The following is a 17438-nucleotide window of genomic DNA, read 5'->3' as shown; positions in this document are numbered from 1 at the left end:
TCGAATTAGTTACATTAATGATAAAAAAAATATAAATATGATTTAAGCATTCATTTTTTCTTGCAAAGTTTCAAACAACTGCCCCATCGTAATATTTCTTAAAACTTCTTCCATCGCAGATTGCGCTTGTATTAATATAACTTCTAATACGGCTTGAATATTCGCTCCAATTGGACAATCTGGATTTGGTTGCTCGTGAATATGAAATAGCTTGTCTTCTTCGACTACATTTACTGCATGATACACATCCAACAATGTGATTTCATGTAAATCCTTTAATAATCCCGCACCACCTGGGCCGCGATTTACATATACAAATCCAGCTTGCTTCAAGTACGACATCATTTTACGAATGACTACTGGATTCGTATTTACACTTTCAGCCATATAGTCTGAAGTACAAAGTGAAGATGGATTGTTTTTCAAAATAGATAAAATATGAACAGCTATAGAAAAGCGGCTACTAATTTTCATCGTGATCACCACCTAGATGTAATCATTATAGTTACAACAAAAAGATAAGTCAATCCTTTTCATAGATTTTTTATAAACAAATTAAAAAGTGTCCCATTATGATATATGAGACACCTCTTTTTATTCTGCAAATAGCGCTTGAAATTCCTCAATAAATAGCTGCACAGCGATTGAAGAGTCCTTTAATGAAGGAACAGCTAAAGCAATTTCTCTCCATACTTGCGGCTCCAATTCTCTCGTTTGCACATTCTGTGGTAAATTCGTTAAAGATAATTCAGCTAATATTGCAATACCTAAGCCTTCTTGAATCATATTTAAAGCTGTAGTAACGGTCGAAATTACATATTCAGCCCGAAGTGGTACGTTAGCTTGTTTAAACATATCAATAATGGGTGGTTCGTATCCGCCCTTACATAATATGATCGGCTCATTCTCTAAATCACTAATTGTAATAGAGTCCTTCTTACAAAGAGGATGATCCTCTCTTAAGATAGCAACCATTTTTCCCTTCGTTAACGGGACAATCTCCATCTCTTTATTAGGCAAGATAACAATTCCTATATCAACAATCCTTGATATTAACCAATCTTCAACTTCTTTAATTGTTCCTTCACAAAGAACGACCTCTAAGTTCGGATACTTCTCCTTAAAATGGTTTATCATTTTCGGTAAGAAATGTGCCGAAGCACTCGGAAAACTCCCAATTCGAATCGTCCCCACTTCGTGTCCTTTCTCCATCGCAACTTCTTGTTCAATCTTCTCTACACCGTTCAAAATCTCTCTAATATGTACAAGAATTCTGTTTCCTACATCCGTAACGATTAATCCTTTTCGTTTATCACGTATAAGAATCGTAACTCCTAACTCTGACTCAATACTTGAAATGGCATGACTTACAGCTGGCTGCGTCATATTTAACACCCGAGCAGCCTTCGTAAAACTACCTAACTCAACAGTTTTTATTAATACTTGCAGTTGTGTAATGGTCATAACTAATCACTTATACTCCTTATAAAAAAGATTCATTTTATTTATTACAGTCGATATCATATCATAGTGAAATGAATAACAACAAGGAGGTCTTACCGTGACACAGCTTTCTCGAACTAAGACGGCCATAATCCTTACCTTTCTCGTTGTCATGTGGGGAATCAATTGGCCTTTATCTAAGTTTGCCCTGCATTATACACCACCCGTTTTATTTGCAGGCGTTCGAACTTTAATTGGAGGATTCATTTTACTCCTTTTCGCATTACCGAAATACAAAGAGTTACACTTAAAAGAAACTTGGCATTTATACGTTATTTCTTCTTTACTTAACATCATTATATTCTACGGATTACAAACTGTCGGCCTTCAATATATGCCTGCTGGTTTATTTTCCGCCATCGTATTTCTACAACCTGTTTTACTTGGCATTTTCTCATGGATTTGGCTTGAAGAATCTATGTACGGCTTAAAAATTTTCGGGCTTGTTCTTGGATTTATTGGCGTAGGTGTGATTAGCTCTAGTAGTTTAACTGGACATATTTCTATTATCGGAGTCCTTCTCGCGTTAGGATGTGCGATTGGATGGGCACTAGGTACAGTATTTATTAAGAAAACTGGTCACCGCGTGAATGCTATTTGGATGGTAACACTGCAGCTTATTATTGGCGGTATTTGCTTAATTGGATTTGGATCAGAGTTTGAAAGCTGGTCTAGTATCGCTTGGAGTATACCGTTTGTTAGCGTACTTCTCTTTATTTCATTCTTTGTTATTGCAATGGGATGGCTTGCATACTTCACTCTTGTTGGAGCTGGTGAAGCAAGTAAAGTTGGGGCTTATACATTCCTCATTCCACTAATCGCTATTATTGTAAGCTCAATTTTCTTACATGAGGCCATTACTATTAGCTTATTCATCGGACTATTATTTATTGTGGTGAGTATTTGTTTCGTAAACATAAAGCCGAAAACACTTGCTGTAAGGCAGCAGGTTGAAGTGAAATAAAAATAAGAAAGAGTCTACGTTTGTAGGCTCTTTTTTATTTTATGATGATATTTAAGTAGCAAGAGTATTTTTCTAATATATACGAATAGACTAACAATTCTAATCGTAAGGAGGAATTATATGGTTTTACAATATAAAGAATTTGGAGATTCAAGCTCTCCACTATCCTCATTCTTACTAATCCATAGACCTAATAAAAAAGGTCTCATTATTTACGATGAGACCTTTCAATCTTACTTATTTTTTACGGCGTACTACAAAAACACACGCACCTACCGACGATACAATCGCTAAAATAGATAAGACAATTGCTATCAATTGCATATTACTAGTACCTTCATTCTTTTCTACATTAGACACTTCACCATGTTCCCCTGTTAATGACGTACCTTTTGCAATTGTAGTAAGTGAATGTGGCTTTTCAGCTTTCTCATCGCCTGTCCATTCAACAATTTCTCCATCTTTATATTGTTGATATGCATCCCAAGCTATTTTTTGTTCTTTATCCGGATTTTTAGCGACGAAAGTAAATCGCTGGAACTGGCCGGGTACAATCCCTTCTCCCGTTGCTTCCCATACTACAGTTTTAACTTTTCCAGCATTGTCTTTTTGCTCTTCCACTTTCCATCCTGACACGGGTTCATACTGTTGAAACTCCACTCCAGACGGTATTTTCAGTGTAACTTTTGTCGTTGCTACATTCTTTTCAACCGGTACTTTTATCGTGTAAGTCTCCCAAGAATTAACGTCTGAAGTTGCTGGCTTCACAGTGACATGCGCACTTACAGGTAACGAAAAAATTCCCATTGCAATTATTGTTGCGATCATTGTTGTGCCAATTTTTTTTATACGTTTCATTTTCTATTAACTCCTTTTTATTTATACCTTCACTTTATCCCGCATTAACGGGCAGTAAGACTCCCACCTCAAAATTAGGCTGGAGCAAGAAGTTAGGTGGGAGATTAACTGCCCGTAGAAGCCCGATTGGTTCAACTATTAATCAGTGAGGATGAACAAAACCCCCACTGATTAAAGTTTCACTTTATCTGCCGCCTACTATAAATTTATAATCCGTATCAAAACTATCAAGAGATTTTGTTAATCCGTGCACTTGTATATTCCAGTTTCCTGTCATGTTAATATACATACCTTCTGCTTCATATTCTCCTGGTGAAACGGCCGAAACTTTAAATGAACCTTTTCCCATGTTCATATCCAATGATTGTGTAGTTAAAATAATTTGCTCCATATCAGTAACAGGTTGTCCGTTCTCATCCTTTAAAGTAATATGGAATGTATTTTGTCCTACTTTATTAGGACTTACATGTAAAATAAGTTCATATCCATTATCTAATTGCTTACTCTCTGTAAAAGGTCCAGTTGGAGGCATCGGCGGTGTTTGTACGTTTGTCATAAAAGCTACGATTACGAAAAGGATAATTCCAATGATAAACTCTACTTTCACTGTAGCGCCTAATCCTTGCTGCGCTCTCATTTTCCCTTTCACATAATGAACAATTCCCAATATCCCCATGCAAATGAATAAAAGTATCTTTGCTAATAAAGCTAATCCATACTTCGTATCAAATAATGAGTGGATTGTTGGAATAAAGAATGTACTGTTAAAAAGACCTGTTATTAAAATCACGATGACAGCACCTGTTGCCCACGGTGAAAAGCGCTTAATCATATCCCAATACATACTCCACTTATCATCCTCTTTACGCAACAGAAGAACAATAGATGATAGACCACCAATCCATAATGAAGCTGCGAATAAATGTAGAAAGTCCATAACGACAGCAATCTCTTTAAACTTTAAACCATATGCGTGACTATTAAAGGCTTTCATAACAAGGATCCCAATAAACAATACTATCGGAATGCTCCATACTTTAAACGACGATAGCTTCTCACACTTCATCGCAAAATACGTAACGATTATAAGCAAACTAATAAGAGCCATTTGAGTGAGCCATACGTAACTAAAAACAGAGAGCTGTAATGTTTCTTTTAATAGTAAAGGATCGAATGCTTCTTGATCGAACCGAGATTGTATTCCCTTTGTACATAATAAGATTAAAGAATAGCACTCCTATAAATAGTGAGAAACTTGTATATAAAATTCCACGTTCCATTATCATATCTATTTGCGGGACATACCCCATCTCTTCTACTTGTACATCGTCTGCTCCGGCTTCTGCTGATCCAATTCGGAACGGAATCACTCCTTGAATAGGATGCCCGTCAGCTGAAATCACTTTCCACTGAATAGAGTAGATTCCGTTTTTCAAATTTTCTTTTAACCCTGCTTCTAATAATTTTTTATTTTTCTTATCGATATGAGCATCTTTTAAATCTACTCTTGTACCTGATGTATCTCTTACAAACAATGTATTAAAATGCGAAACTTGTATATCCTCATCGAATTCAATTTTCACAACAGCTGGTGCTTTCTTCAACGTTTCATTTTCAGCAGGGTTGGATTTCACAATGTACGCATGAGCAGATGCACTTTTTGGTATCGATATAATAAGCACACATGCAATGAATAGCCATGCCCCTAACCTTTTCATTACTTTCACAATCATTTCACTTCTTTCTTACTCATCGCTATACTTCCATTCCTTTAACTTCCCCAGTTCAATTCTCCGGCGAAATATTAACCTGATTAAATATAAATTACTATACAGTATAAATCTTTATTTCTCTCTCACCTCTAAACTTCTAATAAAATAGTAACTACCTTGATAGATACAACTTACATTTTTCAAGCCGATTGTAATTATATCATAAAATATATTTATGTAAGTTCTTGAAGAAGAAAAGTTATCGTGAATCATTCGTGAAGAAAGTGTGAAATGCATAAAGTGAAACTTTAATCAGTGGGGGTTTTCTTCATCCTCCACTGATTATCAGCCCTCACCAATCGGACTTTTATGGGCAGTTGATCCCCCACCTAACTTCTTTTCTTTCGCTGAATTTTGAGGTCGGGGTCTTACTGCCCATTAAAGCGGGATAAATAAAAAAGGTATTACGTTATTACGCAACACCCTTCTTCCATCATAAAATTTCTTTACTTTTCTTCTGGATAATCACAATACTCAATGATTGTTCCCTCTGTATCCGCTGGGTTAAGATATATTAATCTTCTACCGTGCTTATTAATTCGAAGTGTATGCTCTAACGTTCGAATACCTTGTTCTTTTAGCTCTTCTAGAGCCACATCTAAATCATCGACACGATATGCAACGTGATGAACACCTTTACCTTTTTGCTTTATAAATCGGGCAATTGGTGAAGTCGTATTATTCGTCGGTGCAAGTAATTCAATTCTATCTCCATCCACTTCAAGAATGGCTACTTCGCTTTCAACGCCAGGAGCTTCACTTACGTAACGATCTATTAAAGTTCCTAACAACACCTTTTCATAAAAACGTATCGTGCTATCTATATCTCGAACTGCGATGCCGATATGATCAATTGTTTTTTTCATTATATTTCCCCTACTACTTTATTTTTCTATCCTTATCAATAGTAACAAAAAAAGTTATAGAATCAAATTCTATAACTTTTTTCATTTAACTTATTTTCTTATTCGTACTAGCTGGTTGAACTTGATTTTTTGCTTTTAAAACGCTAATGCCATATCCGATAAATCCACCGATAATCGCTGGGAAGATCCATCCTAATCCTACTTCTTGCATCGGAAGGAATTTAGTGAACACTCGGCTTACTACTTCAATGTTAACTCCAGCTGCACTTAATCCATCGAATAAGCTGATGATAAATGTTACGATTAAGCTCACTTGATAGACTTCAGCTCTTCCTTTGAATAATGAATGGAAGAATGTTAAGAAAATCAATACGATTGCTAGTGGATAAATTGCTGTTAGTACTGGAACAGAAACTGCGATTAATTGTGTTAATCCTACGTTTGCAACAATTGCACTAAATACACATAGCGTGATTGCAATCGCTTTGTAAGGAACATTTGGGAATAACTTATGGAAAAATGAAGAACATGCTGATACAAGTCCCACACTAGTTGTTAAACACGCTACTGTAATCATTAATCCTAATAATACTCCACCATATGATCCAAAATAGTAGTTAGAAACTTTCGCTAATACTTCTCCACCATTCTCTAAATGTCCAAGCTTTGCAACACTTGAAGCACCCATATAAGAAAGAGCTGTATAGATAATCGCTAAAATAGATGCTGCAATGATTGTCGCTTTTGCACAAACGATCATAATCTGTGTTTTCGTTTTCGCACCTTTTTCTTTAATTGCATTAATGATGATGATTCCAAATACGAATGATGCAAGCGTGTCCATTGTTAAGTATCCTTCTTGGAAACCTTTAAAGAATGCATGTGATGTATAAGCTTCCACTGGTGCTTGCATATCTCCAATCGGATGTATAAAAGCAACGATTACTAAAATACCAATGAAAGTTAACTTAATTGGCGTTAAGATTTTTCCAACAATATCGACAATTTTCGCAGGATTTAGCGAAAAAAAACAAGTGATACTAAAGAATACAATTGTGAAAAGAATTAAAGGTGTAGAACCTAATCCTTCTGGCATAAACGGTTTAAGACCAATTTCATAAGAAACATTTCCTGTTCTTGGTATTGCAAATAACGGGCCAATCGCTAAGTATAAAACTGTTGTAAACACAATCCCGAACACTGGGTGAGCACGACTTGCTAATGACTGTAAATCATCTTTACCCGAAAAACCAAATGCTAGTACACCTAGTAATGGTAATCCGACACCCGTTACTAAAAATCCAGCATTAGCAATCCATACATTCTCTCCTGCCGATTGACCGAGCATTGCCGGGAATATTAAATTTCCTGCTCCAAAAAATAGTGCAAATAACATTAATCCAATAACTACTATGAACGAAAACGGTACTTTATTCGCCATAATATAACCCCCATTCAAATTTCCTTATCTCATTTTCCATTTTTAACTAATTGAATTTTCTGAATATTAAATTCGACTATTAACTATTCTTGAACTCATTATAGTTTGTCATATAATATTTTGCAATACTATTTTCAAACTTTTCTTTTATTTTATAAATATACATTTTTTAACATAGAAATAGACTAAAAAACCAACATGGTCATCCATGTTGGTTTTTTATATTTACTATCAATTAAAATTTCGCCGCTACTTTTTTAACGTTCTCTAAACCTTCTTCAACAATTTGTTGTGAACGATCTGGATATTGATTGTGTCCTTCAATTACAACAGTCTCAGGATTTGTAATTCCCCAGAACCCAAGTACATTCGTTACATAATTTACTGCCATTTCCATAGGAGCCATTTGTTCTGAAGAGTAATCTGAACCACGCGCGCCTAATACAACGACCTTCTTATCACCAGCTAAACCTTCTGGGCCATTTGCTGTATATTTAAATGTTTTTCCAGCTTGAGATAAGTATGAAATATACGTAATTAATGGCGCTGGCACTGTGAAGTTCCATAGTGGGAAGGCAAATACAACTTTATCAGCTTCTAAAAACTGATTTAAATATTGATCTACCGTAGCTACAGCCTTCTCTTCTTCTGCTGTTAACTCCATTCCTTGACTACGTTTGTATCCACCTGAAATAGCGATATTTCCGTAATATGGAAGATCTAATGCAAATAAATCTAACTCCGTAATTTCTGTATTTGGGTTCGCTTCTCTATAAGCACTTACAAATGTTTCATACATTCTTGAACTAACTGCTTGCTCTGCTGGACGATCGTTTGCTTTTACAAATAATACCTTTGACATTGTTTTATTCTCCTCTACTCTTGTATTTTCTTCTTTTTTACCAAATAGCGAGCTAAATAATCCCATTTTCTTCACCTAAACTTTCTTATCATATTCATTATTCATCATCATAAAAATTCTTATTCTAGTAAAAAGTTCCAATAGATACCTTAAGTACAAATACGAAAAACTTTTTGTTATTTAATTACCTTATGTAAGTGATTGTAATACAGTTACTTACTTTAGTCAAGTAACTTTAAATAAAAAATAATATCTCGTATTAAAAATAATGACCACAATACAATTCATACACCCATTGTAACTTTATTGTTTGTATAATAGATGTAGAGAGAGCAATTCATATTTAGAAAGGATTTACTCATGAGCACTATAGAAAAGATTCAAACTTTTATTATTCTTTTTGCTGTTACATGCGGCATCGTACTCGGACAATTTAATTTAATTTAATATATATGTATTCAGAACAATTTATTGTCCCCTTCTTATTTTTCATGCTGTATGGATTATTCCTCAGCATTCCATTGAAAGAAATAAAAAGCGGGTTCCGCAATTTAAAATTTGCTGGAACGAGCCTTACTATTAATTTTGTATGGACACCTTTACTCGCTTGGGGGTTAGGAGCACTATTTCTTTCAGATCACCCAGCACTTTGGGTTGGATTTATTATGTTAATGGTTACTCCATGTACAGATTGGTACTTAATCTTTACTGAAATAGCAAAAGGAAATGTAGCACTTTCTACTGCCATTTTGCCTGTAAATTTAATATTGCAAGTACTACTACTTCCCATTTATTTATTTTTATTTGCTGGTGTCATGAAGACTGTAGCGGTTTCTGTTTTAGTAGAAAGTATTGTTATCGTAATCGTCTTACCATTTGTACTTGCACACGCTACAAAATTCATTATGAATAAAATGAAAAAAGCTGAAACACTCGAGAATAAACTCATTCCGTTTTTCAGCTCTGCGCAAATTGTATTTTTAAGCTTAGCGATAGTAGCGATGTTTGCATCACAGGGTAAATATTTACTACAGAATATGAATGTTGTTTTACTATTACTCATTCCTGTTCTATTATTCTTCATCATTAATTTTGTACTCGGACAATTTATCGGACGCATGATGCGTTTATCTTATAAAGATACAGTTAGTCTGAGCTTAACAACATTAGCAAGAAACTCACCTATTGCACTCGCTATTGCTGTAACCGCTTTTCCAGACGAGCCTCTTATCGCTCTTGCATTAGTGATTGGACCATTAATTGAACTACCAGTACTAGCTTGTGTGTCACAAGTGTTATTACTTATTAAGAAAAAACAGCAATATACATAATAAAAAACGTCCTATTTTGGGACGTTTTTTTATTTTCGAGAACTTATAGAAGTAACGATAATTATCGGCTCTAAGGATTTTATACGTGATAGAAAATTAGCTTGTCGTTACATTTACAATGTCTTTCTAATTAAAAATTATAGGAAAAGTAAATATTACGAAAGCTGCCCAAATTCCGTAGATTGGCAAATACTTCGTAACGGCATCTTGGATAGCTGTCGGTCCTGATTTGTTTTGTAGAAAACGCATATAGGAGAACATAATCCAAATGAGATTTGCCCAAATCAGTATGTTTACGCCTAAAACAGCAAGTCTATTAGGTGTAATCCCGTAAGAAGAAAGTCTAAATACGATAGCTGACAAAGCTACAGTATCAATAATAAGTGCCAAAACAATTAGGGCAAAGTTTATATAATCTGAAATGCTCTTTTTCTCGTCTGACTCACTCTCAACGATAGAAAATATAGTAACAGCCAATACACCAAGGAGTATTACGTTGAAGGCCATGAGAAAATTACGATCCAAGAATGGATTTTTCGCGACCAAAATTACCGTTATAAGATAAATAAACAATGTGATCAGGACGAGAGGACTAAAAATTTTAGCTATATATGGTGTAATATTTTTAGCAAGTTTAAGATTCAATGATACTAAGTATGCAGCCACTACAGCGAGAGCGGCAGCTCCAAATAATACAACATTACTAAAATAGAATTCTCCTATATCCAAGTCAACAAAGCTAAATAACTTCATAGTGAATACTGCTAGTATCATTCCACTCACAGCCATGCTAGCGTAGAGAAGACAATATTCTAAATTAAATTTAATATAAGCTAATCTTGTACTGCCTTTTGAATATTCATTTCCCGTAAACGCAACTCCCAATAAGACCCATAACAATATAGGAAGATGTAAATACGCAAGGATATTGCTGTCTTTATAATTTAATGGCAACATATTAAGATACAACCCGGCAATTAGGAACAACACTGCAAGGAAATAAATAATACTTTTTTTCGGAGTATTATTGTAAATAAAATAAGCAGCAATAAAGGGAATTACACCAAAAGCCAAGTTAATTGGAGCAATTGCTTCCTGCTCAACAAAATGGAAAATGATTCTAGTGCTTAGCCCAGCTAGAATTGCTAACATGCCCATGAATAAGAAACCTTTTTGAAACAGTGATATTTTTTCTTTATTTGCCGTCTCCTTGAAATGCAACCTTTCATACCAAGCAGCTAGCACCTGAGAATCAGGATTTTTATCCCATGCTTGTGAGAATGACTTTTTAAAAGCTTTCGTGTCTTTTCTATACATTCTCTCCAACTCATGAGGGTTATCCATATTTTCAATAATCAAATTGTTAATGCCCATAGTTTTACCTCCTCTAATAAAGAACAGCGTTGTTACCTTTCTATAAAAAGCAACTCACTGATTTATTATGATATTGATTTTAATATAAAATTTATTGTTTTACAATAAATAATTATCAATTATAAAGATTTTTTTATTGTATATTTTATTTAAAATAAATATAAATATTACTACTTATTCAAAAAAATATCCTATAGAATAGACTTTTTTAAGTGTCTATTCTATAGGATACAGTTTAATTATCATATTTTTTTATTTGTTGAAACCACTTAATTCTCAAAAACAAAATTAATCTTATTATCTTTCCACTCTAACTTCGCATCAAACGTTTTCTCGCCCTTTGTAAAGCCTTTAATTAAATCTGTCTTTTCACCTTTTAAGAGCTTTGTCATATTTTTTTGGGAAATTGTTTTACTTAATATCTTCTTTGAGATGGTAAAATCACATTGTGTCGTGTTGTAGTTAGAACAACCGTAAAACGTTGACTTATCAATCACATCACCATCACATTTTTTACAACTACCTACCTTTTTACCTGTTGTAAATTTCGATCCTTTTCGCTCAATCGATTCAACATGTAATCCAGTGAAATCCCACTTCTCTGACATTTCCACTGCATCTTCAATAATTTTCGCTGATAGCTTTTTCGTTTGCTCCATAAATGTAGCTGGTGAAGCTGTGCCTTCCCCGATTTCCGCGAGGCGCTGCTCCCATTTCGCTGTCATTTCTGGTGAAGCTAGTATTTTGTCTCCGATTGCAGTAATTAACACTTTCCCTTTATCGGTTGCATACACTTGGTTTTTCTTCACATCTATATATTTACGGTCTTTCAGCATCGTAATAATTCCAGCGCGAGTTGCCTCTGTACCTAAACCTTCTGTTTTCTTTAATACTTTCTCAAGCTCTTCGTTCTCTAAATACTTACCTGCGGTTTTCATTAACGTAATAAGTTGTCCTTCTGTATAACGCTTCGGTGGCTGTGTTTTTCCTTCTTTCACTTTCACCTTTACAACTTTCCCTTGTTCACCTTCTGCGACAATTGGAAGAATTGTTTCGTCATCTTTATCATCTTGGAAAATAACTTTACGCCAACCTTCTTGAATTTGCTGTTTTCCTTTTGAAATGAATTCAGCACGTTCATCTACAAGCGTTATAATCGTCGTATAATCAAAGATTGCAACTTCATAGTGAGCGGCAATCAGTCTTCTTACGATCATATCGTAAATTTTCTTTTCATCACCTGATAATCTGCTTGGATTTGTAACTTGCTCTGTCGGAATAATAGCGTAGTGATCTGTAACTTTTTTTTCATTCACATAACGCTTATTATTCATAATCGATTCAATTGGTGCTGGCAATAACCCTTTATATTCATCAAACTGACTTAACTTCTGTAAAATATCAGGGAACGTCGCTGCTTCTCCTTGTGTAACATAGTTAGAATCTGAACGCGGATAAGAAACTATCCCTTTTTGATATAGTGCTTGTGTTATATCAAGCGTCTTTTTCGGTGAAAATTTGAACGCTTTATTTGCTGTAGCTTGTAGTGACGATAAGTTAAATAAAAGCGGTGGCTGAAACTCTTTACGCTCCGTTTTCATTTCCTTCACTTCAGCCGGTTTCCCTTGGCAAAATGCCGCAATTTTATTTGCCATATCAGGGTCTTGTAAGCGGGATTCACTATCCTTCTCCCATTTCCCCTCATACTTCTTTCCTTCTATATTAAAGGTTGCAAACACTTCCCAAAACGGCTCAGACTTAAAGTTTTCTATTTCTTTTTCACGCTTTACAATTAACGCGAGTGTCGGAGTTTGTACTCGACCAGCGGAAAATACATCGTTCATTCCTTTTTTCTTTAGCAAAATACTAAAGACACGCGATGCATTCATACCAACAACCCAGTCTGCACATGACCTTGTATACGCCTCATAGTACGTATTAATTGTATCTGCTTCATCCAGTAAATTTTTAAATCCTTGGTATATAGCTTGTTTCGTTAAAGATGAAATCCAAAGACGCTTCATCGGCTTTTGCACGTTGCAAAGGTTAATAATATTTCGTACAATCAATTCCCCTTCACGCCCGGCATCGCCCGCGTGAATAATTTCTGTTACCTGTGGATTATGTAACAGCTGTTTCACAACGTTAAACTGTTTATACTTCGACTTTGTTACTTCAAATTGAAAACGCTCTGGAATCATAGGTAACGTATTAAGTGACCATTTTTTCCACTCTGCGTGATAATGCTCTGGATTACATAACTGCGTCAAATGACCAATTGCCCATGTACAGTACGCTCCATTTGGAAATAACTCATTCGCTTCTACTTCTAAATAGCCATCTTTTCGGCGATATTTAAACTGTGAAACAAGAGCCAAACCTTGATCTGGTTTCTCGGCAATAATTAATTTCATTTTATAACTCCCTATCTGTATTCCAGTGTTACTTTCATTGTCTATCTGTTTAGAGACGATGATAAAACAACAATCTTATTTATCATTCGCGGTTTGTCTCGCAAATGGGAGACCTATAATATTATACGCTTATTCTTTATGGCTTCACAATAGAAACTCTTCATTTAACTCTTACATTCACATGCTCATAATTAAAAAGACGCCCTAAAAAATCAGGAGCCTTCTTGCTTACAATTATGAAATTGTGCAGATAATATGCAGAGATAAATAAGCATGAGTACTCTCCATATGAACATATGATGAAATGAACGATAGGACAGGGAGGTATCATAATGTTAGCTTACACATTAACGGCCTTAACACTTTGTTGTATCTCGATTTTTATTACATCATATATTTCTAAACGTAAGGGTACCCTAATGGAGTATATGGTATTTATTATGTCTTTTAGTATGAGTACGGGTTTAAGTATCGGTTTTTATTTCGGTATTCTTTTTAAAGGAGAATTACTATATTCTACTTTGCTTGCAATTTTGATTAGTGGTTGTATCGGTTTTTTAGTCGGTCTACGTTTTCACCTATATACTGCTTTAGAAGGAATGTTCTCTGGATTAATGGCAAGCATGATGGGAGCAATGATTACAGAAATGTTAAATGCTCAACAAGCCCATAGTATACTGTTTATTAGCCTTTTGCTTACGATAACAATAACTATGTCATGTATAATTCAACTTTTATCAGAAACTTTTTCTGCTTTTATCCAAAGGCGTTTTTTGTTATTACTATCAATTAGTGTGGTAATTATCGTTTCCGTATTCGTGACATTCCCAGATCATACTCCCCCATCTTCACCCGGGCATGATCAACATATACATTGACTCTTGCAACGAAAATGAATAAGCAGCTATCCATAGGATAACTGCTTCATATTATTCTGGCTTATTAGGAATGTTTGGGTTGGGAACATAGTCAGATTTATAATCTGTATATTTCACTTCTGTTACCATCCCGGCGGAAGCATGGTGTAAATCATGGCAGTGGAACATCCAATCACCCGGATTGTCTGCTACAAAAGCTACTTCATATTCTTCACCTGGTTTTAGGTTCAAAGTATCTTTCACAATTGGAGAACCTTCTATCGGTTTTCCATCTTTACTCAACACCTGGAAGAAGTGACCATGTAAATGCATTGGATGATCGTCCATTTTAGAACGATTTACCAATTTCACTTTTACTAAATCACCCTTTTTTACTGGAATCGGGTCAATATTCGGAAATACCTTTCCGTTAATTGTATATACCATTTCATTTCCATTCATTTGCGTATTTAAATCCATATTATATGTGACAGTATACTGCTGATTTAACGTGAAACTACCTAATTTTTTAGCACCATATTTCGTCACATCTAATTTCGGTAATTTTTCTTTTTCGTTTGCTTTATCTTTCATCTCTTTGCTGCCATCATATTCAATAACAGCTTTCATTCCTTTTACACCTTTATTTGCTAAATGGTCTTCCACATACCATTTCCCAAGATTATTAGCAGTAAATTCAATATCATAACGTTCACCCGGTGCGATTGAAATTACTTGATCCTTTATAACTTTTGGATCGTTTATTGGTTGACCATCTGTCGCAATTACTTTTATATCATGACCGTGAACGTGTATATCATGTGATAGATAACCAGCATTAACGAGTCGAAGACGAACTTTATCTCCCTTATTCACTTTTAATGGTTCTACTAAATCCCCACTTTTACCATTGATTGTGAATAAATCATACATACTCATATCATGACCTTCCATCTTCATATTTCCATGGTCCATTCCTTTCATATCATCATTCTTTTTCGTATTTTCATTATCCTTAGATTTATTACCTTTTTGCCCTTTTGTCATTTCTTTTAACTGTTTATTAATCTCTTCTTTATCTGTTACCCATTCATCTAACATTAATGTGTAATCTTTATCATATTTTTCCTTTGTATCTTCTACAATGAGCGCTCCATATAAACCTCTATCTAATTGATTTACAGAATCTTGATGTGAATGATACCAATACGTTCCTGGTATGTTCGCCTCAAATTCATAGGTGAAACTTTTTCCTGATTCAACCGCATCTTGCGTCACGCCTGGAATTCCATCCATATTATTTGGGACAGGATATCCATGCCAATGAATAGATACAGGTGCAGATAATTCATTTTTCAATGTTACTTTCACCTTTTCTCCTTTTTTCACTCGAATTTCTGGACCAGGAGATGAGCCATTAAATGTCCAGACTGGAACAATAACACCGTTACTTAATTTTTGTTTTTCTTCTTTCGCTATTAAAGTCACTTCTGGTCCTTTTTCAACTTTCAATGGTTTTGTAGCCGTTTCAATCTCTGGTGTTTTTTTATCATTCATATTTTTATAATCGTTTGTTGTATTTGTGGTCGCGGAACATGCAGCAATTATAGATATGACAGAGACTGTCACTGCTGTTAATACAAATCGCTTCATGGAAAACCCCTCCTTTTTCTTTTTCAAAATCATTATAAAAAATGATTTTCAAGAAAATATGGAGATGTGCAATGAGCCAAATAAAAAGACGCCCAAAATTGAGCGCCTCTACTAATGATTATTTTGTAACAACTTCATCTACTTTTACATTCACATTATTTTCTCTCATAAACGCTTCAATCTCTTCAACTTCTCTAATGATATCTTTTGACAAGTTTTCATGTCCGTCTTTCGTTACAAGAATGTCATCTTCAATACGAATTCCAATCGATTCTTCTTCAATATAAAGACCAGGTTCAATTGTTATTACCATACCTTCTTCTAACACTCTATCTTTATATGTTCCTACATCATGCGTATCTAAACCAAGGAAATGGCTAACACCATGATAATAGTATTTTGATAACTCTTCGTCTTCTTGAATTAAACCAATTGCTTTACACTCTTCTGCTAGTACCTTTTTCGTATGCTCATTTAATGCAGCAAACTTTACTCCTGGCTTAATAAGTTCTGTTGTTTCTTTCAATGCTTTTAATACAATATTATACATTTGTTTTTGGCGACTAGAGAATGTTCCATTTGCCGGGAAAGTATAACTAATATCAGCATTATAGTAGTCTTTTTGAGCGCCTAAATCTAGTAGTACTAAATCACCATTTTGAATTTGTGCATCATTATCTTCATAATGAAGAACTGTAGCATTTTTTCCACTTGCCAAAATTGTATTGAACGCATGATGCTTAATGCCAGATGACTTCAGTGTGAAATCAAACTGAGCTTCTAGTTCATACTCCATCATGTCAGCTTTTGCATGCTTAAGTACGTTGTAAATACCCTCTTTCGTTACAGCAATTGCTTCTTTAATGATTTCAATTTCTTCTTCTGTTTTAAACACTCGTAATTCACAAATATTCGGATATACATTACCAATTAAAACGTGTGGATACTGTTCTCTTACATGTTTAGCAAATGCTTGCGTTTTTGTCTCCGTACCATTCCACTCACGACGCTCTAAATCTAAATATAGATGCTTCACATTTTCTGTGAAAAGTATATTCGACATTGTCTTTTCAAAGCTATCTAAATATACAACTTTCTTTATACCAGAAATCCCCTCTGCTTCTTCGTTAGAAACTGTTTTACCGACCCATTTTTCCATTACTGGATCCGACTTTTCAATGAAAAGTGTTTCTTCTACACTATTTCCAAACTTCTTCAACATGAAAATAACATTTGGTTCATTAATTCCTGTTACATAGTAAAAATTTCGATTCGGCACAAATTTATAATGTGCATCCGCTGACATGTGAGGTGCTTGTCCAGCGAATAAAATAGTAATAGATTCATCTGGTAATGTGTTTACTAATCGTTCTCTATTTTGAGAAAAAAATGTTGATTTCATAATAATCCCCCTAGCATTCTATGTATACTTTTATATTTAATTACCTAATACAATTCATTCTATTATTGTTATAATTTTTCGTCAATTAATAGTGTTCATTTAGACAGTAATACTTTCATTACTAGGCACTTTTCACTCACA

At 34.5% G+C, this 17438-nt stretch carries 12 protein-coding genes and 2 pseudogenes; 3 read left to right on the top strand and 11 right to left on the bottom strand.

Annotated features, from left to right (window positions below):
- Positions 1-42: 42 nt before the first annotated feature.
- The gene (locus tag PDL00_RS07365) at positions 43-474 is read right to left on the bottom strand and encodes an Rrf2 family transcriptional regulator (RefSeq protein WP_063261795.1); all 432 of its coding nucleotides are present in this window, start codon (positions 472-474) and stop codon (positions 43-45) included.
- Positions 475-594: 120 nt separating this feature from the next.
- Positions 595-1464 (bottom strand): LysR family transcriptional regulator, encoded by an 870-nt coding sequence (locus tag PDL00_RS07360; protein WP_242255368.1) that lies wholly within the window; start codon positions 1462-1464, stop codon positions 595-597.
- 97 nt (positions 1465-1561) lie between these two features.
- Here PDL00_RS07360 and PDL00_RS07355 point away from each other — a divergent pair, with 97 nt between their 5' ends.
- Positions 1562-2467 carry a DMT family transporter gene (locus PDL00_RS07355; protein WP_270728071.1) on the top strand — a complete coding sequence of 302 codons (906 nt, stop codon included), beginning with the start codon at positions 1562-1564 and terminating at the stop codon, positions 2465-2467.
- A 237-nt stretch (positions 2468-2704) separates the two neighbouring features.
- On the opposite strand, the gene PDL00_RS07350 is transcribed toward PDL00_RS07355, so the two are convergent.
- The 5 genes and pseudogenes from PDL00_RS07350 to PDL00_RS07330 all read right to left on the bottom strand — a co-directional run bounded on the left by PDL00_RS07350 (position 2705) and on the right by PDL00_RS07330 (position 8332).
- On the bottom strand, positions 2705-3325 hold the full coding sequence (locus PDL00_RS07350; RefSeq protein WP_270728069.1) for a YcnI family copper-binding membrane protein: 621 nt from the start codon (positions 3323-3325) through the stop codon (positions 2705-2707).
- A 184-nt stretch (positions 3326-3509) separates the two neighbouring features.
- Positions 3510-5058 (bottom strand): annotated as a pseudogene (locus tag PDL00_RS07345) (copper resistance CopC/CopD family protein).
- A gap of 485 nt (positions 5059-5543) precedes the next feature.
- The gene (locus tag PDL00_RS07340; RefSeq protein WP_000750833.1) at positions 5544-5963 is read right to left on the bottom strand and encodes a VOC family protein; all 420 of its coding nucleotides are present in this window, start codon (positions 5961-5963) and stop codon (positions 5544-5546) included.
- Between the two features lie 85 nt (positions 5964-6048).
- Positions 6049-7404, bottom strand: coding sequence for a branched-chain amino acid transport system II carrier protein (gene brnQ, locus PDL00_RS07335; RefSeq protein ID WP_242257029.1), 1356 nt, complete (start codon positions 7402-7404; stop codon positions 6049-6051).
- Between the two features lie 235 nt (positions 7405-7639).
- Positions 7640-8332 carry an FMN-dependent NADH-azoreductase gene (locus PDL00_RS07330; protein WP_242257028.1) on the bottom strand — a complete coding sequence of 231 codons (693 nt, stop codon included), beginning with the start codon at positions 8330-8332 and terminating at the stop codon, positions 7640-7642.
- A gap of 294 nt (positions 8333-8626) precedes the next feature.
- Between PDL00_RS07330 and PDL00_RS07325 the strand changes: the two are divergent.
- A pseudogene (locus PDL00_RS07325) lies at positions 8627-9597 on the top strand (arsenic resistance protein).
- A 126-nt stretch (positions 9598-9723) separates the two neighbouring features.
- Here PDL00_RS07325 and PDL00_RS07320 read toward each other — a convergent pair.
- Together PDL00_RS07320 and topB are read right to left on the bottom strand one after the other, a co-directional pair.
- A complete protein-coding gene (locus PDL00_RS07320; protein ID WP_270728065.1) occupies positions 9724-10971 on the bottom strand; it encodes a DUF4153 domain-containing protein in 1248 nt (415 codons plus the stop codon).
- Positions 10972-11240: 269 nt separating this feature from the next.
- Positions 11241-13385 (bottom strand): DNA topoisomerase III, encoded by a 2145-nt coding sequence (gene topB, locus PDL00_RS07315; protein WP_242254027.1) that lies wholly within the window; start codon positions 13383-13385, stop codon positions 11241-11243.
- A 332-nt stretch (positions 13386-13717) separates the two neighbouring features.
- On the opposite strand from topB, the gene PDL00_RS07310 reads away from it, so the two are divergent.
- Positions 13718-14263, top strand: coding sequence for a hypothetical protein (locus PDL00_RS07310; protein ID WP_270728063.1), 546 nt, complete (start codon positions 13718-13720; stop codon positions 14261-14263).
- 51 nt (positions 14264-14314) lie between these two features.
- Here PDL00_RS07310 and PDL00_RS07305 read toward each other — a convergent pair whose 3' ends face one another.
- Together PDL00_RS07305 and PDL00_RS07300 are read right to left on the bottom strand one after the other, a co-directional pair.
- Complete coding sequence (locus tag PDL00_RS07305; RefSeq protein ID WP_270728061.1) at positions 14315-15895, bottom strand: multicopper oxidase family protein; 1581 nt, start codon at positions 15893-15895, stop codon at positions 14315-14317.
- A gap of 118 nt (positions 15896-16013) precedes the next feature.
- Positions 16014-17297 (bottom strand): aminopeptidase P family protein, encoded by a 1284-nt coding sequence (locus PDL00_RS07300; RefSeq protein WP_242254024.1) that lies wholly within the window; start codon positions 17295-17297, stop codon positions 16014-16016.
- Between the last annotated feature and the right edge of the window lie 141 nt (positions 17298-17438).

Source organism: Bacillus cereus group sp. TH152-1LC (genome assembly GCF_027710505.1).
GTDB classification, from domain to species: Bacteria; Bacillota; Bacilli; order Bacillales; family Bacillaceae_G; genus Bacillus_A; species Bacillus_A mobilis.
This window is presented reverse-complemented; position numbering and strand designations above follow the sequence as displayed.